Source organism: Desulfovibrio sp. JC010, from assembly GCF_010470675.1.
Taxonomy (GTDB): domain Bacteria; phylum Desulfobacterota; class Desulfovibrionia; order Desulfovibrionales; family Desulfovibrionaceae; genus Maridesulfovibrio.
In genome coordinates, this window is the sequence record NZ_VOIQ01000011.1 from 23,496 (window position 1) to 41,978 (window position 18,483).

Below are 18,483 nucleotides of genomic sequence, written 5' to 3' on the forward strand. Positions count from 1 at the left end.
AGGCTAAACCTGTCCGTAATGGGGCGGCGGAACGTCATCCTGCGGAGATGCGTAATCCACGGCTTCCTTGAGGTCTTTCATCTGGCGGACCATTAATTCCAGTTTCTTCTCAAGGTCATTGATCTGTTTTTGCTGGGCAATGATGAACTTGTTCAGTTCTTCTACGGTCTGGTCCTGAAGCGCGAGGGCGGTTTCAAGGGATTCTATTCTTTCTTCTGTGGATTTTGTATTATTCATTGTTGGAAAATGCCAGAAGAGCAGCCCGAAGGCAAATGAAAGAAAATGGCGGCAAATGAAACACGTGGATGGCAAATAAAAGGAGAGGGGAGGGCTGATTTAAGCTTTGATTTTTTTGGGCAGGTCGTAAGGCACATCTGCACCGTTGATGACCAGATTGATGACCCGGCCTTCGGTGCGTTCTACAAATTCTTTGTGGGCTTTGAGAGATATCATAGTCTCTATCATGTCTTCTGTGCTGGCCCAGACTCCGAATGTTGCCTTGTTCTGGTCATGAATTTTTTTCATTTGCAGAATGGTAAGTGACCACCACGACTGGCCGGTGGCAAGCATTTCCAGGGCTTGCCATTTTGCATCTGAACCCATGGCTTACTCTTTTTGATTGAAGTGGAGAAAATTCCGGTTACGTGTATATTAGAACGCACTGCATTTGTCGCAATCGCAAACCGGGATAGCCATGATTTTTTTGGCCATTTCGCAGCCGATGGCGAACTGGGAACTGCGTACCCGGATATTCATGCGGCCGTTGCTGCCGATGATATCCACGATAGTTCCCGGGATTATGCCCATGGAAAGGAGTCTGCTGCGGCAGCATTTTCCACCTTCAAATCCGGTGACCCTGACCGACATTCCGGCTTTGTAGCTGGAGAGCGGTCTTTGTTTTGCTGTGTTTGCTAGTACGTTCATTGCAATTGAAATTTAAAGTCAATTATGTGCTTTGTCAATGGGAGGATGGAATTATCATACAAATAAGGTAGACAACTCTGTGCTTGCCCATCTTCGAGGAATGTTTTATGTCTTTCTGTCTCACCCACAAGTCCTAACGCCAATATTTCAAACCATTATTGGATGGAGTTCATGCCTAAACGCACTGATATCAAGAAAATTATGCTTATCGGCTCCGGGCCGATCGTCATCGGTCAAGCCTGCGAGTTTGACTATTCAGGAACTCAGGCTCTTAAAGCCTTGAAAGAAGAGGGATACGAGGTCATTCTCGTTAACTCCAACCCTGCAACCATCATGACCGATCCCGTTCTGGCGGATCGAACCTACATTGAACCCATCGAACCGGGCACCATTGCCAAAATCATCGAAAAAGAACGACCGGACGCACTGCTGCCTACATTGGGCGGACAGACCGCGCTGAATACAGCCCTTGCCGTAGCTGAGCAGGGTGTGCTGGAAAAATTCGGTGTGGAGCTGATCGGTGCATCCGTTGATGTTATTGAAAAAGCTGAAAGCCGCGAACTTTTCCGTGCGGCCATGGAAAAAATCGGCCTCAAGGTTCCCACCAGCCGTATTGCCCGCAACATCGACGATGTTCGCCGCTGCGGTAAGGAAATTGACTTTCCCATCATCATCCGTCCTGCATTTACTCTTGGCGGAACCGGTGGCGGGGTGGCCTACAATATGGAAGATCTGGAACATATCGCCATGCAGGGGATTTCCGCCAGTCTCCAGAATGAGGTCATGCTTGAGGAATCCATTCTCGGCTGGAAGGAATACGAACTTGAGGTCATGCGTGACCGCAAGGATAACTGCGTAATTATCTGTTCCATTGAAAACATCGACCCCATGGGCGTACATACCGGGGACTCCATTACCGTTGCCCCGGCCCAGACCCTGACCGATGTGGAATACCAGATGCTGCGCGATGCTTCTCTCGCCATCATGCGCGAGATCGGCGTTGAAACCGGCGGTTCAAACGTACAGTTTGCCATCAACCCGGAAAACGGCGAGCTGGCCATCATTGAAATGAACCCCCGTGTTTCCCGTTCTTCCGCACTGGCATCCAAGGCAACCGGATTTCCCATCGCCAAGATCGCGGCCAAGCTGGCTGTCGGTTACACTCTTGATGAGATTCCCAACGACATCACCCGCGAGACAATGGCCTCCTTTGAGCCGACTATTGACTACTGCGTAATCAAGATTCCCAGATTTACTTTTGAGAAATTCCCCGGTTCCGAAGATTACCTGACTACCGCCATGAAGAGTGTCGGTGAAACCATGGCAATCGGCAGAACCTTCAAGGAGTGTCTGCAGAAAGGTCTGCGTTCCCTAGAAGTGGGCATGCCCGGATTCGGTAAGGTTTTCGAACCCACCGAGATGGACCGTGATGAACTCATCGGCCTGATCCGCAAGCCTAATTCCAGACGCATGTTCTACCTGCGTGAAGCTTTTCTTGCCGGACTGACCCTTGAGGAAATTTTCGACATCACCAAGGTTGACCCCTGGTACCTGCATCAGTTTGAAGATTTGGTTAATTTTGAAAAGGAACTCCGCCAGTTCTCTCTTGAAATCGGTCTTTATTCCGGCGACGACCGGATTCCGGCCATGTTCAAGAAAGCCAAGGAATACGGATATTCCGATCCGCAGCTGGCTACCATGTGGCGTGAGTCTGAAAAGAATGTCCGTGAATTCAGAAAGAATCTCGGCCTGATTCCGACCTACTATCTGGTTGATACCTGCGCCGCTGAATTTGAGGCTTACACCCCTTATTTCTACTCCACCTACGAGTCCGGGCAGGAAGCACAGTCCATGCCTGAACGCAAGGTCATGATTCTCGGCGGCGGTCCCAACAGGATCGGACAGGGCATCGAGTTCGACTACTGCTGCTGTCACTCCGCGTTTGCGCTGGAGGACATGGGCGTGAAATCCATCATGGTCAACTCCAACCCCGAAACCGTATCCACTGACTACGATACCTCCGACAGACTCTATTTTGAGCCGCTGACCTACGAAGATGTGCTCAATATCATTGAGTTTGAAAAGCCTGAAGGCGTTATCGTGCAGTTCGGCGGGCAGACACCGCTTAACCTCGCTATCCCGTTGCTCAAGGCCGGGGTCAAGATTCTGGGAACCTCCCCGGATGCCATTGACCGCGCTGAAGACAGGGAAAGATTTCAAGCCCTGCTCAAGAAGCTTGATCTTAAACAGCCGCCTAACGGAACAGCCATGTCTCTCGAAGATGCCAAAGCCATTGCCGAGCGTCTGGACTATCCGCTGGTGCTGCGTCCTTCCTATGTTCTCGGTGGACGTGGAATGGATATCGTTTACAGCGACGAAGAATTTGATTCCTATTTCCGCGAAGCAGCGGTTGTTTCCCCGGAACACCCCATCCTCATCGACAAATTCCTTGAGAATGCTGTTGAAGTTGATGTTGATGCTCTGGCCGACGGCGAGCAGACTTACGTTGCAGGGGTTATGGAACATATTGAGGAAGCCGGGATTCACTCCGGTGATTCCGCCTGCGTTCTGCCTCCGCACACTCTCAGTGATGAGATTGTAAAGGAAATTGAACGTCAGACTGTGGCTCTTGCCGAAGAACTGGAAGTTGTCGGTCTGATGAATATTCAGTTTGCGGTGAAGGATAATGAGATTTACATCATCGAAGTTAACCCCCGCGCATCCAGAACCGTGCCCTTCGTAAGTAAGGCTACCGGTATCCAGCTGGCTAAAATGGCTACCAAGGTTATGCTCGGAGAAAAGCTCAAAGACCTTGATCCATGGTCTATGCGTAAAGAAGGGTTCTATTCCGTTAAAGAAGCGGTTTTTCCCTTCAACAGGTTCCCCAATGTAGACGTTATGCTTGGGCCTGAAATGCGTTCCACCGGTGAAGTAATGGGCATGGACTACACTCCCGGCCTTGCTTTCATGAAAGCTCAGCTCGGTGCTGGTATCAAGCTGCCCATGGAAGGTACCGTCTTTATCTCTGTAAAGGACAGGGACAAGGAGGCAATCCTGCCCACTGCTAGAAATTTTGAGAGACTCGGATTCAAGATTCTGGCTACCGGAGGAACTGCCGACTATTTGTTTGAGCAAGGGATTGCTACCAAGAAAATACTCAAGGTTAATGAAGGTCGTCCGCATGTTGTTGACTACATCAAGAACGGCGATATCGACCTTTTGATCAACACGCCTTCCGGCAAGCAGACTGTTTCAGATTCAAAGGAAATCAGACAGACAACCCTGCTTTACGGACTGGCATATACAACCACCGTCGCGGGTGCCCATGCCATGAGTCTGGCAATTGAGGAGCAACGCGGCAAAGGGCTTGATGTGCAGTGCCTGCAGCACTATCACAACATGTAAGAAGTTAGTTAATTTGGAAAACGGACCGTGCTTAACACACGGTCCTTTTCCTTTTTTAATAGCAACAATTTAGAGCTAAGAACGGCGAAGCCCTATTAAAAGGTTTTGGGATTCTTAAACCCTTTTGCAAAAGGGTTTAAGGCTCCCGGCAGGGCCGCCGGAGGCATTCAAATGAAAAAAGAATATTGCGGACTGTTTGGGATTTACGGACATCCTGAAGCGGCCAGAATGACTTATTTCGGCCTTTACGCCATGCAGCATCGCGGACAGGAATCTGCCGGGATTGTCACTTGGGACGGCACTGCCATCCGTGAACAGAAGGGCATGGGCCTTGTGGCCGATGTTTTTAATGAGCGTCATCTCGGTAAGGAACTGAAAGGGGATATTGCTGTGGGGCATATCCGCTATTCCACAACAGGTGCTTCCCTGATCAGGAACGCCCAGCCTTTTCTGGTTAAGTTCGGCGACCTGCATCTGTCCATCGCCCATAACGGCAACTTGGTGAATACCCTTGAGCTGCGCAAGGAGCTTGAGGCACAGGGGTCTATTTTTCAGACCACCATGGATTCCGAGGTATTTGTTCACCTCATCGCCAAGAATCTGAACGGCAACACCATTGAAGACGCGATCATGAAAGCCTGCCGCAAGGTTAAGGGTGCTTTCTCCCTGCTGATCATGGCAAATGACAAGCTTATTGCAGTTAAAGACCCTAACGGTTTCCGTCCGCTGGCTATCGGCCGGGTGGGCGATAATTACGCTTTTGCTTCTGAAACCTGCGCATTCGACCTGATCGATGCTGAGGAAATCCGTCCTCTGAATCAGGGGGAAATGGTTGTAGTTGAGGGTGGCAAACTTACCTCCTACACCTATTGTGAAAGCGCGCCCAAGCGTCAGTGTATTTTTGAACTTATTTATTTTGCCCGTCCGGATTCCACTGTTTTCGGCGAAGTTGTTTACGAACGCCGCAAGAAGATGGGTGCTGTGCTGGCTCAGGAACATCCGGTTGATGTTGATTTTGTCATGCCGTTTCCTGATTCCGGTAACTACGCAGCAGTTGGTTACTCCCAAGAATCCGGCCTGCCCCTTGAGCTGGCTATGATCCGTAACCACTACGTGGGCCGTACTTTTATTCAGCCTTCTCAGGATATGCGCGATTTCAGCGTACGGGTTAAGCTTAACCCGGTTAAATCCATGATCAAAGGCAAGAAGATCATGATTGTGGAAGATTCCATTGTGCGTGGAACCACCACCCGGACCAGAATTAAAAAGCTCCGTGAACTTGGTGCCCGTGAAATTCACATGCGGGTCAGCTGTCCTCCCATCAGGAACCCATGTTACTACGGCATCGATTTCTCCTCCAAGGGCGAACTCATTGCCGCCAACAGCACTGAGGAAGAGATTGCACGTTTCTTGGGTCTCGATTCACTGCACTATCTGTCTATTGAGGGCTTGCTCAGTTCAGTGGAAGAAAGGGATTCCTACTGCCTCGCTTGCTTTAACGGTGATTATCCCATCCCCCCTTGTGAGGGATACGGGAAAATGTGTCTGGAAAACGATTAATATCTCTGCCGGGAGTTTACCATTGTCATGAGCGATCCTTTCGTATGTGCCAGATGCGCCGCCAAGGGGCCGACATGTTGTGAGTTGACTCCGGGGACAGAAGAAGTCATTTTCCCGATTTCCGAATATGAACGGGAACGCATTATGGAATGCGTTCCCGATTCCGGTGGGTTCGGTTTGCAACTGAATACCCCGGCTTTTATAGAAAATATGCTCAAGCTCTTTCCCGGTCAGCGCAGAAGAGTGAAAGAGTTGTTTCCTCCGGGGGGAATGCATTATCGGCTTGAAGTTGATTCCGCCGGCAAATGCTTGTTTCTCGGCAGCGGGGGATGTGTTATCCCCAAGGAAGCCCGGCCATTGTATTGCCGGCTTTTTCCTTTTTGGACCGATGAAAGCGGGCGTATTACGCTGCTTGATGTTGAAACCTGCCTTGCGCAGCAGGAAAATAAGACTCCGGGCAAGTTGTTTAAGACACTCGGAGTAACCCAGTCAGAAGTGCGTGATTTGCACAGTAAGTTACGGATTGCATGGGGCTTTGCCGCTCACGTTGATTAACGGATGAGAATCATAAATGAAAAAAGTATATAAAATCCTACTGATAGTGACGCTTGCCATGGGAATTCTCGGCGTCGGGTCCATGGCCGGACTTTATTTCTGGGCTGCCAGTGATCTGCCCGGATTTAAGAATATCACCGACTATAATCCTCCTCTGGTGACCACTGTTTATTCCCGCAACCACAAGGTTCTCGGATATTTTTACAAGGAGAAGCGTTTTCTGGTCCGCATGGACGAGATGAATCAGTTTTTGCCCAAGGCTTTTCTGGCTGCGGAGGACGCTTCCTTTTATCAGCATGACGGTGTTGATTTTACTGCAATTTCCCGTGCATTTGTGGCCAACATGAAGAGCGGTGCCAAAACTCAGGGCGGCAGTACCATCACCCAGCAGATCATCAAGCGCCTGCTGCTGACCCCGGAGAAAAGTTACAAGCGTAAACTCAAGGAAGCTATCCTTGCTTTCCGTCTGGAACATTATCTGGAAAAAGATGAAATCCTGACTATTTACCTGAACCAGATTTATCTCGGCGCAGGTGCTTACGGTGTAGAAGCTGCCGCGCGGACCTATTTCGGCAAGCATGTTGATCAGCTTTCCATTGCTGAATGTGCCTTGCTGGCAGGTCTGCCGCAGGCTCCCAGCCGTTATGATCCCCTGCGTCACCCTGAAAGGGCTAAGGCGCGTCAGTTGTACGTGCTCGGCCAGATGTACGAGCACAACTGGATTTCCCGCGATGAGTACAACAAGGCTGTGGAAGAGCAGCTTGTATACAAAAGTATGGAAGACCCTTCATGGAAGCACGGACCGTATTTTCTTGAAGAAGTACGCCGCTGGCTGATCGATAAATACGGCGAGGAAACTGTCTACAAGGGCGGTCTGAACGTCTACACCAGTTGCGATATGAAACATCAGGATGCTGCAACCGAGGCTGTTAAGGACGGTCTGGAAGCATCCACCAGACGTCGTGGATGGCGAGGTCCGCTGCTTGAGCTCAAGCCCGCCGAATATGCCGGGTTCCTTGCATCCGAAATTATCCCCGAACCGGAATTGCGTCCCGGAAAGTGGGTCAAGGTGCTGGTGACCAAGGTTTCCAAGAAGGAAGCTGCCGTTAAGTTCGGCAAGTACGCCGCGACCATGCCTGTGACCAGCATGAAGTGGTGCCGCACCCCGGATGTGAAGAAAGCACCTGAAGATGTCCGCCCCAAGAAGGATGCTACTAAGATCCTCAAGAAGGGTGACGTGGTCTGGGCAAGACTCGACAAGGCATTCTTTAAGGACGGCAGCGAAGTTAATTTCAATCAGGTTGATCCTGATACCGATACCCTCGGCGATGTCAGCTGGGCTGTATCCCTGATGCAGAAACCTGTGGTGCAGGGTGCCCTTGTTTCCATGGACCCCAAAACCGGGGATGTGCTGGCCATGGTCGGCGGTTACACCTTTGGCGGAAGTCAGGGAAGCCAGTTCAACCGCGCTACTCAGGCTAAACGTCAGCCCGGTTCCGCTTTCAAGCCCATCGTATATTCCACTGCCATGGATAACGGCTTCACCCCGGCATCCATCATGATGGATGCTCCGTTTGTATATACTGATATGGAAGCCGGGAAGCTCTGGAAGCCCCAGAACTTTGAGGGCGTATTCTACGGCCCGACCCTGCTGCGCACTGCGCTGGTTAAATCCAGAAACCTCGTGACCATCCGTCTGGCCCGCAAGATGAGCATTGATAAGATCATCCAGCGCGCCAAGGACATGGGCCTTGAAACCGAATTTCCCAGAGATCTTTCTGTGGCTCTCGGTTCCGCGTCCGTAACCCTGCTCAATATGGTTGAAGCGTACTCGACCTTCGCACGCGGCGGATCACGGGTTAAGGCCCGTCTGGTGCTTTCCGTGAATAGTGCCTGGGGCGAATTACTTTATGATTCCAAGCCCGAAATCGTTGATGCCATCAGCCCGCAGACTGCCTATATCATGTGCAATCTCATGAAAGAGGTTGTGCAGCACGGAACAGGCTGGCGTGCCAAGGTGCTTCGCCGTCCGGTAGCCGGTAAGACCGGAACCACCAACAACGAGCAGGATGCATGGTACATGGGTTACTCCCCCTACCTTGTAACCGGGGTATTTGTGGGCTTTGACCAACTGACCCCCATGGGTAAATGGGAAACCGGTTCCCGTGCAGCCAGTCCTCTCTGGGTTTCCTACCGCAAGAAAGTGGAGAAGGATTATCCCTACGAGGATTTTCCGCAGCCTGACGGCGTGGTCATGGCTAAAATTGACGCCGCATCCGGTCTGCTTGCAGGGCCCGGTTCCAGCAAGACCTTCTTCCTGCCTTTCAAGGAAGGCACCCAGCCCACAAGGACCGCATCCGGTTCCGGTGAGGATGGTGGTGATGGTGGCAGTGGCTCAAGTGAGGATCTGTTTAAGCAGACTTTCTAAAGAAATGCCTTCGGCGACCCTGCCGGGGGCCTTAAACCCTTTTGCAAAAGGGTTTAAGAATCCCAAAACCTTTTGTTAATTAAAAAGGCTGCTTCCAATTCAGGAAGCAGCCTTTTAATTTTTGTACGGCTAAAACTATTAAAAGTTTTTGAAGAGTCCAGAGAAACTTTTTACAAAAAGTTTCTTTGGCCCTCGGAGAGCCGCCGGAGGCTACTCAGGATAAGTAGAAATACCACCGTGAGCGGCGGACCACTCAACGGGGTTGTTCAGGAATTTTTCTACTTCTTCAAGAGACTTGTTGTCGAAGTACTTTTCTTTCTTGGCAACGTTGAGGATATCCCACCAGTTGGCGAGGGAAAGCATTTCGAGTCCTGCTTCGGCCAAAGTGTCCTTTGCCTTGGGGAAGATGCCGTAGTGGAAGAGCACGAAGGTGTGGGTTACTTCCGCACCGGCTTTGCGCAGAGCCTGAGCAAAGTTGATTTTGCTGCGTCCGTCGGTAGTCAGGTCTTCTACGAGCAGTACTCTTGCACCTTCTGCGAAATCGCCTTCGATCTGGGCGTCACGGCCGAATCCTTTGGGTTTTTTGCGTACGTACTGCATGGGCAGCATGAGACGGTCGGAGAGCCATGCGGCAAAAGGGATACCTGCGGTTTCGCCACCGGCTACGCAGTCGATGGACTCAAAGCCGACTTCGCGCAGGATTACGGAAGCACCGAAATCCATGAGGGTCTGGCGTACGCGGGGGAATGAAATGAGCTTGCGGCAGTCGATGTAAACCGGGCTGGCCCAGCCGGAGGTGAACTTGAAGGGCTCATCTGCACGGAAGTGAACTGCTTCTACTTCGATGAGCATTTTCGCTGTGATTTCAGCGATGGTTTCTTTGTCGGGAAAGCTGGTGGGTACCATTTTTTCTCCTTGTGTTGTTTTTATCGCGAAAAAAAAGCTGAACCGAAATATAACGGTTCAGCATCTATCAATCAACCAAATCCCAATAAAGGGGGGTGTCGGGTTTGAATATCTTTACGACATCGCCTCCGACTTTAATCTGCCAGTCCATTTCAACGGGTTCTTCTCGTTTGGCTAAAGTAATGGTGCTGCCATTGGGAGAAAATCCGTAAAATCTGGCACCGTATATGGAAGTAAACCCTTCGAGTTTTTCAAGGGCATTAAGCTCTTCAAAAATCTGGGTTACATATCCTATTGAAGTGGGGGCATTGAATATGCCTGCCGCAGCCCCGGCTTTTTCTTTGGCCCGGGCCGGATGGGGGGCGGAATCAGTGCCGAGGAAAAATCTTTCATCACCGGATACAGCAGCCTTACGCACGGCCTCGCGGTCCTCGAAGCTTTTGGCAACGGGCAGGCAATACATGTATGGATTCATGCCGCCTTTAAAAAGATCGTTGCGGGTCAGCAGCAGATGGTGCGGGGTTATGGTGGCGACCATGTTCTCGTCCTGCTCAAAAACGTAATCAACCCCGGCTTTACTGGTCAGGTGTTCGAATACGATTTTGAGCTTGGGGAAATCCCTGCGGACCGGATCGAGGACCCGTTCGATGAAGACAGCTTCGCGGTCAAATACATCCACTTCCGGGTCGGTGACCTCTCCGTGTACGGAAAGGGGCATGCCGATTTCCTGCATGGCTTCCAGCACGGGATAGACATTTTTGATGTCGGTAACGCCGCTGTCGGAATTTGTGGTCGCTCCTGCCGGGAAAAGTTTTACAGCATGGAAGGCTTTGACTGCGTAGGCGGTGTGAATATCGTCCGCTGAGGTGGAATCGGTCAGGTAGCAGGTCATGAGCGGTTCGAAGTGTGATCCTTCGGGACGGACTGCAATGATGCGTTTGCGGTATTCCTCGGCCATTTCGGCTGTGGTTACCGGGGGCATGAGATTGGGCATGACAATGGCCCGACCGTAAATTTTTGCGCTGGAAGGAAGCACTGCCGCAAGCATATCTCCATCGCGCAGGTGAAGATGCCAATCATCCGGTCGTATGATGGTTATTTCGTTGTTCATTAGTTGAACTCCGTGATTGTGCGGTGCAGTACTGAAAGGCCCCGGATGAAATCTTCCATGTCCATTTCTTCTTCCGGGTTGTGGGAGCCGTTGCGGTTGCGCACGAAAATCATGCCTGTGGGAACACCCGCGTTGGCGAAGAGTGAGGCATCATGCCCAGCTCCACTTGGAATAGCTTCTACAGGTAACCCTTCCGCAATGCAAGCATTGTTTATACGATCCACAATTTCCTGATCAATGACCGCCGGGGGAGTTTTGACCGGTTTGTCGAATTCGAAATTTATGCGCCGTTCATGGGTGATGGTGGCGCATTCGGAATGGAGCAGGGCTTCGATGGCCGCAAGGGTGTGTTCATACTGGCTGCGGGCTTCGAAGCTGAAAGTTACCTCGCCGGGTATGCGCGACATGGCATGGTGCTGCGGATCTGTTGAGAGGATTCCACAGGTGGTCACCAGATCACCACCATGCTGCAGGATGGTGGTCCAGTGGTCGTCGATACGGGTGATCAGCTCCGCAGTGGCGAAGACCGCATCTTTGCGCAGCCAGCGGGGAACGGCTCCCGAATGTCCGGCCTCGCCGATGCACTTGATCTTGCGGTGGCGGATGTTGCCCCGGATTCCGGTCACAGCGGCAACGGGCAGGTTGCGGGCGATCATGACCGGACCCTGTTCAATGTGCAGTTCAAAGAAGGCTTTGATTTTTGATGTGTCGATGAGCACTTCGCCGTTGGCAATGCGTTCTACATCGGCACCGCAATCAACCATGTGTTCTTTGAGCGGGCGGCTGTCGTCACGCTGGAGCAGTTCCTGTTCGGATTCTTCCAGCTTGCCGAGCAGGGCCTTGGAGCCGAGGTAACAGGCTCCGAACCACGCACTTTCCTCACCGCGCAGGGCGATAACTTTTACCGGGACTTCAGGAGTCCTACCGCTGCGTTTAATTTCCGCAAGGCAGAGCAGCCCTGCGATAACCCCGGCGGCACCGTCGTAGTTTCCGCCTTGGGGTACGGAATCAAGATGCGAGCCGATGAGGATGTATTCTTCGTCTGCGGGAATTTTTTCCAACTCTATGACAAGGTTTGCTGCATTGTCGCGGTAGGTGATTAAACCTTCCTTGTGTGCGAAATTCTCAATAAGTTCAAAGGCCCGTGTTTCCGCTTCGCCGTATGAAGGACGGGATACCCCGGCCACATCGCGGGAGAGTTCTTCCAGATCGGCAAAGAGCTGTTCCGCTTCTGCGGTGAGATGCTCTAAGCTTGCCGGGGTCTGGGGAACCGGGTGCGGGCTGGTACTGTTGCCTGCTGATCCCATATTGCTGGTCATTGCGTTCATCATATCAATATTTCCTTTTTAGGGAGCAATGAGGCTGGGCAGGAAGGTTGCCAGACCGGGAACATAGGTGACCAGAATGAGGACCAGAATATTAATGAACAGGAAGGGCCAGACTCCATTGATAATGGACATGACCGGCTTTTCCAGAGTGGAAGAGGCCACGAAAATATCCAGACCGAAAGGCGGGGTGATCATGCCGATGCAGATGTTCAGACAGACGATCTGACCGAAATGGATGGGATCTACACCCATGGAAAGTGCCACCGGATAAAGGGGCGGCACCAGAATCAGCAGGGCTGAGTTGGGATCAATGAACATCCCGGCAATGAAAAAGGCCACGTTGACGATCATCAGGAAGGTGATCGGTCCGGCATCTATCTGGGTCAGGAAATTGGTGATCAGAACCGGAACCTGAGCAAGGGTGACAAAGTAGGAAAGCACACTGCCCATGGCCAGCAGGATAAAAATGATCGTGGTGGAGATGGCAGCACGTTCGGTTATGCTGATCAGTCGGCTGAAGGACAGGTTTTTGTATACGAATGCTTCAATAAGGATAGCGTAAACAACGGATACCGCCGCCGCTTCCGTGGGGGTGAACAGACCAGTGTAAATACCGCCGAGGATGATGATCGGCAGTCCCAGAGCCCATGCTGCGGATTTGAAGACTGTGAAAAACGGTACAGTGGATTTTTCTCCTCGGCCCACGCCCTTGCGCAGGGATTCGAAGATAACCAGCGCGGCAAAGGCCAGACCGAGAGCCATGCCTACACCCAGACCGCCGATAAAGAGTCCGGTGATGGAAGTTCCGGTCATCCAGCCGTAAATAATCAGGGTGATGGAGGGCGGGATGAGCAGGGCGGTTTCTGCACTGGAAATGATTAACCCGAGGCTGAATTTTTCGCTGAATCCGGTCTTGCGCAGTTCCGGGTACATGAGTTTGCCCATGGCGGCCACGGTTGCCGGGGCAGATCCGGAAACGGAACCGAAGGCCATGGAACCGAAAATTGTGGTGTGGCCGATGCCGCCCAGACGGTGCCCGGTGAAATATTTGATCAGGTCGGTTAACCGTTTGGCAATCTGGCCGGAAGCCATGAGTTCTGCAGCAAAGATGAAAAAGGGAATTGCCAGCAGGGTGGAAAAGTTGATTCCGCCGACCAGTTTTTGAATCAGTACCGGATCGGGAATGCGCTGAAACATGAAGGTTTTGGTCAGGAAAGCGGGTACGCCGAGCACCAGCAGCATTTCAAAACCGCAGACAAGCATCAAAAGTGCGATGAGGATAATTACAGGAGTCATGGTTTACCGCCTTTACTTGCTGGGGATGGTGATGGGCCGGGTGTGGCGGTCATTGATGTTCAAAAGCTCAAGCAGATAGCGCAGGGTCAGCAGGCCGAATCCGATGGATGGTGCGATGTAGAGCCAGTACATGGGCAGGCCCAGTGTGGGGCTGAGCTGTCCGGTACGCATGACGAATTTAACGAGGGCGATGCCCAGCCAGACCAGATAGCAGCTGAAGACGGTCCCGGTCAGGTTGATGAGGATGCTGATAATTTTGCGGGGTAGGTCGGGCATCTTTTCGAAAAGTGTGGTTACCGCTACCTGACGGCCGCGCTCAAGGGCAAGGCCCAGTGCGAGAAATACCGCCCAAACCATGAGCAGTCGTGTGGCTTCATCAATCCATGCGAAGGTGCTGGAATATTGGGGTGTTATTTCCCGGACCAGAACATTGAAGGTGTACAGGCCGACCATGACCAGATTTATGGAAATGATCAGTACCCTTTCGATTATCCGTATCCCGTCCAGCAGGGAACCCAGCATCTTACGCATATGAAAACTCCTGAAAAAACCGCAGGGAAATGTATTTTCCCTGCGGTGTAATGAATCGTAATTATTTTACAATCTGTGCGTATTCTTCTTCGTAAAGCTTGATCAGCTTTTCACCTTCAGCACCTGCGCGGGAAAGGTAGGCCGCTTTGGTCTTGGGGTACATGAGTTCACGCATGGCAGCGCGGTCTGCAGCCTGCAGGGGGGATACGTTCACACCGGCCTTCTTGATGACTTCAAGAGCGTCTTTCTGGGCCTGTTCCTTGTGAGCTTCAACACCGGGCATTACTTCAATGAAAGTGTCCACGATGATCTTCTGGTATTTGGCAGGCAGGGATTCCCAGTAGGAGGGGTTGAAAAGAACATAGTCTTCCATGGCACCGTGCTCGGAAGTTACGAGGTACTTCTGTACTTCGTAGAATTTCATACGCTGGATGGTGTCGAGGGGGTTCTCTTCACCGTCTACAACGCCGTTCTGCAGGGCGGTGTAAAGTTCACCGAAAGGCAGGGCGATGGCGGAAGCACCGATGGCTGCAAACTGCTCGATGAGGATTTTGGAATCCATTACGCGGAAGGACTGGCCTTTGAAGTCCGCGATGGAGGAAATGGGCTTGTTGGAGGTGAAGTTCTTGCGACCGTTGGGCCAGGTGGCGATTGCTTTGAAGCCTCTTGAATCAAAAGATTTGAGCAGAGCTTTACCGAAGTTGCCCTGACGCAGTTCCTGTGCTTTTGCGCGGTCAACGGGAAGCAGGAAGGGGATATCCATAATGGAAACCGCAGGGTTGAATCCGCCGAGGAAAGCCGCGGGGGATACGGTGCCCTCGATGGTTCCGAACTGCACTCCTTCGTTCATCTGACGCTGGTTGCCGAGCTGAGAAGAGGGGAAGATTTTGAATTCAACTTCGCCGCCGGTGCGCTCTTTAACAAGCTTGGCAACTTTTTCCAGCCCCTGATGGCGGGGCTGGAGCGGGGATTCGAGGTGACCGATACGGGCTTCGTATTTGGCGGCATTGGCGGAAATAACTCCACCCATGACCATGCACAAAGCCAGAGCTATAGTAACAATTCGTCCGAAAAATTTCATTGTGGAAGCCTCCTGAAATGGTGTGCGTGAAACTGACCTGCAGCATCACATGATCAAGTCGAACCGGAACCGTGCATCCCGGTGTTTGCCCGACTGGCAAGCGGGTTTGCCCGACTGGCAAGCGGGTTTGATTGCAAATTTAACAGGCTGCAGAATGAATTCAAGGGAATTCGTATTGATCTGCAACTGTAATTTGATTTCCCTATGTTGGGTCAAAAAATAGATTTTTGTCAAGAAAAATCTCATTTTTGAAACAATTCAAAAAAATGTTCACAAAAATGAGATTTTGAGTCATAATTGATAACAATTATGGAAATTAAATAGTTTTTTAGCTCTCACGGAGACGAGCGAATGAGTGAACTCAGTCCTAAGGAAATAGGTCAGCGTCTGAAGGCATTCAGGCTGGGCAGTAAATATAGTACCGAGGAAATCGCGTCCAAAATCGGGATTTCACGGGCGGCTCTTTATAGGTATGAAAAAGGCGATCCGCCCAAGCTGGAGACTCTGGAGTCCATAGCCGAGCTGTTCGGCGTTTCCCTGCCGTCTTTGATGGGCGTAGGGGTGGAGTACATTTCTTCGGCAATCAGTTTTTTTGAGCGCATGCGTCAGAACGAGGCTGAATCGGAACAGCTTTCGGTCATGTTCGGCTTGGTTTCTTACCTGCTGACCACGGATGAATTTGACGAATATCTTGAGATTTCTATTAAGGAAGGTCTTCCTGAAGAATTGCAGGATGACGCAGATACACTGAGACATATCTCCGATATTATGGCTGTTCTGAGTGAACGCAAAAAAGGGTACGAGCAACGCAGGCCGAGCATGGTCAACCTTGCTTCAGCCACCAATCTTGAGCAATTCCTGCGCAGCGGGTTTGTGGGGACGTTTGATCTGCCCGAAGATGAATTGCAGAAGCGGCGCGAGGTTGCCCGGCGCGAGGTGGAGAATGTAATCAACCTGTTGGAAGAACAGCCCATCGGTGTACAGATAGGTCTGCTGGTGGATTCCGTGCCGAGCACTCATTTTCAGATTTTCCGCCAGTCTGAACGTTCAACACTTTGCCTCAGTCCTTACAAATTATGTCATTTTCCCAATGTACGGCTCGGCGTGGGGATGTTAACATCAGCTCCTGAAGCACTTGAGTTGCATCAAAGTATGATTTCCGAGCTTTGGGGTCCTGCTTTGAAAGGACGCAGGGCCGCAGATTATCTGCGCAAAATGATAGAAGACTGCAAATAAAAAAGGGTCCCGCACAATTGTGCAGAACCCGTTGCGAAGCTTAATAAAAGTTTTTGAAGAGTCCAGAGAAACTTTTTTCAAAAAGTTTCTTTGGCCCTCGGAGAGCCGCCGGAGGCAACTCTTACAATAAACTCAAATCCCAGTTGAAATTACTGGTTCTCTGCGGTTCCGGTACGGCGCGGGGCCACGGCTCATCAATGTTCAGGAACATGGTGTAGCCGGAATTTTCCAGCACCTTGCGCTCGGCATTGAAATCGAGGGGCCAGCCGGGATAGATCCAGTAGGTTTGTCCGTACTTGCGGGCCCAACAGATTTCCTTTTTCTGGCTGTAGATGGGGCTCATCAGTTCTGTCTCGTCAGCCATGATCCTTGAAAGAGCGAGCGGCCACATGCCGGAAAGGATCACACCCAGCGGAAGCGGGCTGCTCTGCGGCAGGGCGAGGAAATCCTCGCGGGCCAGCTCCGGGCTGACGTAAGCGGATGAAAAGCCCATGTCGGCCAGCAGCTCGATGGTCAGCGGGTTGGAAACGTTGCAGAAAGGTCCGGCATGAAAGCGGACTTTGGCATGTTCCGGGAAAAAGGCTTTCTGCCACGGGGCGTTAAGCACGAAATCGCGTCCGCCGCCGCTGAGACAGATGTCGATGATCTTCTGGATTTCTTTTTCCTCATCCGGCCAGACCACCGGGGGCAGATGCCAGAATATTTTGGACACGGCCGGACGCGGGGTGCGCTTGAGGGCGTTCATGGAAAGCCAGACATCGGTGCCGAATTTTGTTTTTCCTTTGGGCGGATTGCGGGTCAATGTATGACGCGCGGTACGTTCCGGCAGCGGACAGGGCTGCGGCAGATCGATGATCATGTTGCTGGCTGCGTTATCTGCAACTTTGATCTTTGAAAGTCTGGAATCAAGTTTTTTGAGGGCCTTGACTAAACCTTCTTCGCGGCGGTCTATGAGGAACACGCGGGTACCGGATTTGAGGCGGGTTTTGCCTTTGACCGGAATGGAGACCTTGCCCCGCTTGGGGATGAATTTGCGGATCTTCATGGTCTGGTGTCCGGGCTGGTCCTGATAGCCGATGCGCAGGAAATCCCCGGCGAGAAGTTCCTGTCTGCAGTTGAAGTAGGGCTTGCCGTTTTTTTCCTGCTTGGTGATACCGATGAGGAAACCGGAACCGGTTTCGTTGGACGGATCAAGCGGAGTGAACGGACGCTGCGGCAGGAATACGGAATGGGAAGAAGGTCTGCCCAGAGCCAGTTCCAGCAGTTCTACTGCATCCTTTTTGACTTTGGCGTCATTGGGATTGTCGCGCAGCATTTTGTAGGCTGCTACAGTGTAGTATACGTAGTGGGGGCCTTTTTTGCGGCCTTCGATTTTCCATGAGCTGACCTTGGGAATGGCAAGGGTCGGCTTGGTCAGCACATCAAGGCTGAGATCGAGGCAGGAGAACAGACGCTTGGGCTGATCCTTGCGCTTGGCACCGCCGTAAAGTCTGCGGCAGGGCTGGACGCAGCGTCCGCGCAGGCTGCTCTTGCCGCCGAAAAAGGAGCTCCAGTAGCAGCGGCCGGAAACGGAATAGCAGAGCGCGCCATGGACGAACATTTCAAGGGTCATGGAATCAGGGCAGGCATCGGCCATCATCCTGATTTCATCAAGGTTGAGTTCGCGGGGCACGACCACGCGGTCTACGCCCAGCTCTTCGGCGGTCTTGAGGGCCGCAGGATGGCTGACGTTGGCGAGGGTGGAAAGGTGCAGTTCCCCTTCGAATCCGGCCTGACGGGCGATCTCAACCATGGCGATATCCTGAATGATCAGGGCGTCCGGTTTGACTGTGCGGGAAACGCGGTCAATCAAACGGGCTGCGGAGTTGATATCGTCCGGTTTGATAAGGGTATTCATGGGAATGTGGGTGCGAACACCGTTTTCCCGACCCAGCTCAGCAAGGGCTGCAAGCTCGCTCGTAGCGAAATTATAAGCTTCCATGCGGGCGGAAAAATGTTTAAGTCCGGCATAGACAGCGTCCGCGCCTGCGGCTATGGCTGCAAGGAAAGAGGATTTGTCGCCTGCCGGAGCAAGAATTTCTGGTTTATGTTCATTCATAATGTATCACGCTTATGCCGCAAA

The 18,483-nt window shown here is 51.8% G+C and carries 15 protein-coding genes; 5 read left to right on the plus strand and 10 right to left on the minus strand.

Annotated elements, in window-relative coordinates; all coding sequences use genetic code 11:
* Window positions 1–3: 3 nt before the first annotated feature.
* The 3 genes from FMR86_RS13190 to FMR86_RS13200 all read right to left on the minus strand — a co-directional run bounded on the left by FMR86_RS13190 (window position 4) and on the right by FMR86_RS13200 (window position 924).
* A complete protein-coding gene (locus FMR86_RS13190; RefSeq protein WP_163351873.1) occupies window positions 4–237 on the minus strand; it encodes a SlyX family protein in 234 nt (77 codons plus the stop codon).
* 99 nt (window positions 238–336) lie between these two features.
* Complete coding sequence (locus FMR86_RS13195) at window positions 337–603, minus strand: hypothetical protein (RefSeq protein ID WP_163351874.1); 267 nt, start codon at window positions 601–603, stop codon at window positions 337–339.
* Between the two features lie 48 nt (window positions 604–651).
* Complete coding sequence (locus tag FMR86_RS13200) at window positions 652–924, minus strand: FeoA family protein (protein WP_163351875.1); 273 nt, start codon at window positions 922–924, stop codon at window positions 652–654.
* Window positions 925–1,095: 171 nt separating this feature from the next.
* Between FMR86_RS13200 and carB the strand changes: the two genes are divergently transcribed.
* The 4 genes from carB (at window position 1,096) to FMR86_RS13220 (ending at window position 8,872) form a co-directional block, all read left to right on the plus strand.
* The gene (gene carB, locus FMR86_RS13205; protein WP_163351876.1) at window positions 1,096–4,329 is read left to right on the plus strand and encodes a carbamoyl-phosphate synthase large subunit; all 3,234 of its coding nucleotides are present in this window, start codon (window positions 1,096–1,098) and stop codon (window positions 4,327–4,329) included.
* Between the two features lie 171 nt (window positions 4,330–4,500).
* Window positions 4,501–5,889, plus strand: coding sequence for an amidophosphoribosyltransferase (purF, locus tag FMR86_RS13210; protein ID WP_163351877.1), 1,389 nt, complete (start codon window positions 4,501–4,503; stop codon window positions 5,887–5,889).
* Window positions 5,890–5,916: 27 nt separating this feature from the next.
* Window positions 5,917–6,444 (plus strand): YkgJ family cysteine cluster protein, encoded by a 528-nt coding sequence (locus FMR86_RS13215; RefSeq protein WP_163351878.1) that lies wholly within the window; start codon window positions 5,917–5,919, stop codon window positions 6,442–6,444.
* Window positions 6,445–6,460: 16 nt separating this feature from the next.
* The gene (locus FMR86_RS13220; RefSeq protein ID WP_163351879.1) at window positions 6,461–8,872 is read left to right on the plus strand and encodes a penicillin-binding protein 1A; all 2,412 of its coding nucleotides are present in this window, start codon (window positions 6,461–6,463) and stop codon (window positions 8,870–8,872) included.
* Window positions 8,873–9,082: 210 nt separating this feature from the next.
* Here FMR86_RS13220 and FMR86_RS13225 read toward each other — a convergent pair whose 3' ends face one another.
* The 6 genes from FMR86_RS13225 to FMR86_RS13250 form a co-directional block, all read right to left on the minus strand.
* Complete coding sequence (locus FMR86_RS13225; RefSeq protein WP_163351880.1) at window positions 9,083–9,778, minus strand: orotate phosphoribosyltransferase; 696 nt, start codon at window positions 9,776–9,778, stop codon at window positions 9,083–9,085.
* A 67-nt stretch (window positions 9,779–9,845) separates the two neighbouring features.
* Window positions 9,846–10,889, minus strand: coding sequence for a dihydroorotase (pyrC, locus tag FMR86_RS13230; protein ID WP_163351881.1), 1,044 nt, complete (start codon window positions 10,887–10,889; stop codon window positions 9,846–9,848).
* Window positions 10,889–12,220 (minus strand): Zn-dependent hydrolase, encoded by a 1,332-nt coding sequence (locus FMR86_RS13235; protein WP_163351882.1) that lies wholly within the window; start codon window positions 12,218–12,220, stop codon window positions 10,889–10,891. The genes pyrC and FMR86_RS13235 overlap by 1 nt, the downstream gene beginning before the upstream one ends.
* A gap of 15 nt (window positions 12,221–12,235) precedes the next feature.
* Window positions 12,236–13,513, minus strand: a complete 1,278-nt coding sequence (locus FMR86_RS13240) for a TRAP transporter large permease (RefSeq protein ID WP_163351883.1) — start codon at window positions 13,511–13,513, stop codon at window positions 12,236–12,238.
* Between the two features lie 12 nt (window positions 13,514–13,525).
* Entirely contained in the window at window positions 13,526–14,044 is a 519-nt protein-coding gene (locus FMR86_RS13245; RefSeq protein ID WP_163351884.1) for a TRAP transporter small permease, read from the minus strand.
* A gap of 61 nt (window positions 14,045–14,105) precedes the next feature.
* Window positions 14,106–15,125, minus strand: a complete 1,020-nt coding sequence (locus tag FMR86_RS13250) for a TRAP transporter substrate-binding protein (protein ID WP_163351885.1) — start codon at window positions 15,123–15,125, stop codon at window positions 14,106–14,108.
* A 351-nt stretch (window positions 15,126–15,476) separates the two neighbouring features.
* Between FMR86_RS13250 and FMR86_RS13255 the strand changes: the two genes are divergently transcribed.
* Entirely contained in the window at window positions 15,477–16,361 is an 885-nt protein-coding gene (locus FMR86_RS13255) for a helix-turn-helix domain-containing protein (protein ID WP_163351886.1), read from the plus strand.
* A 121-nt stretch (window positions 16,362–16,482) separates the two neighbouring features.
* Here FMR86_RS13255 and FMR86_RS13260 read toward each other — a convergent pair whose 3' ends face one another.
* Window positions 16,483–18,459, minus strand: coding sequence for a U32 family peptidase (locus FMR86_RS13260; protein WP_163351887.1), 1,977 nt, complete (start codon window positions 18,457–18,459; stop codon window positions 16,483–16,485).
* Between the last annotated feature and the right edge of the window lie 24 nt (window positions 18,460–18,483).

What these genes read in the sequence shown, in the direction of transcription:
- FMR86_RS13190 (WP_163351873.1), bottom strand. Translation starts at nt 237, where the DNA reads ATGAATAATACAAAATCCACAGAAGAAAGAATAGAATCCCTTGAAACC.
- FMR86_RS13195 (WP_163351874.1), bottom strand. Translation starts at nt 603, where the DNA reads ATGGGTTCAGATGCAAAATGGCAAGCCCTGGAAATGCTTGCCACCGGC.
- FMR86_RS13200 (WP_163351875.1), bottom strand. Translation starts at nt 924, where the DNA reads ATGAACGTACTAGCAAACACAGCAAAACAAAGACCGCTCTCCAGCTAC.
- carB (WP_163351876.1), top strand. Translation starts at nt 1,096, where the DNA reads ATGCCTAAACGCACTGATATCAAGAAAATTATGCTTATCGGCTCCGGG.
- purF (WP_163351877.1), top strand. Translation starts at nt 4,501, where the DNA reads ATGAAAAAAGAATATTGCGGACTGTTTGGGATTTACGGACATCCTGAA.
- FMR86_RS13215 (WP_163351878.1), top strand. Translation starts at nt 5,917, where the DNA reads ATGAGCGATCCTTTCGTATGTGCCAGATGCGCCGCCAAGGGGCCGACA.
- FMR86_RS13220 (WP_163351879.1), top strand. Translation starts at nt 6,461, where the DNA reads ATGAAAAAAGTATATAAAATCCTACTGATAGTGACGCTTGCCATGGGA.
- FMR86_RS13225 (WP_163351880.1), bottom strand. Translation starts at nt 9,778, where the DNA reads ATGGTACCCACCAGCTTTCCCGACAAAGAAACCATCGCTGAAATCACA.
- pyrC (WP_163351881.1), bottom strand. Translation starts at nt 10,889, where the DNA reads ATGAACAACGAAATAACCATCATACGACCGGATGATTGGCATCTTCAC.
- FMR86_RS13235 (WP_163351882.1), bottom strand. Translation starts at nt 12,220, where the DNA reads ATGATGAACGCAATGACCAGCAATATGGGATCAGCAGGCAACAGTACC.
- FMR86_RS13240 (WP_163351883.1), bottom strand. Translation starts at nt 13,513, where the DNA reads ATGACTCCTGTAATTATCCTCATCGCACTTTTGATGCTTGTCTGCGGT.
- FMR86_RS13245 (WP_163351884.1), bottom strand. Translation starts at nt 14,044, where the DNA reads ATGCGTAAGATGCTGGGTTCCCTGCTGGACGGGATACGGATAATCGAA.
- FMR86_RS13250 (WP_163351885.1), bottom strand. Translation starts at nt 15,125, where the DNA reads ATGAAATTTTTCGGACGAATTGTTACTATAGCTCTGGCTTTGTGCATG.
- FMR86_RS13255 (WP_163351886.1), top strand. Translation starts at nt 15,477, where the DNA reads ATGAGTGAACTCAGTCCTAAGGAAATAGGTCAGCGTCTGAAGGCATTC.
- FMR86_RS13260 (WP_163351887.1), bottom strand. Translation starts at nt 18,459, where the DNA reads ATGAATGAACATAAACCAGAAATTCTTGCTCCGGCAGGCGACAAATCC.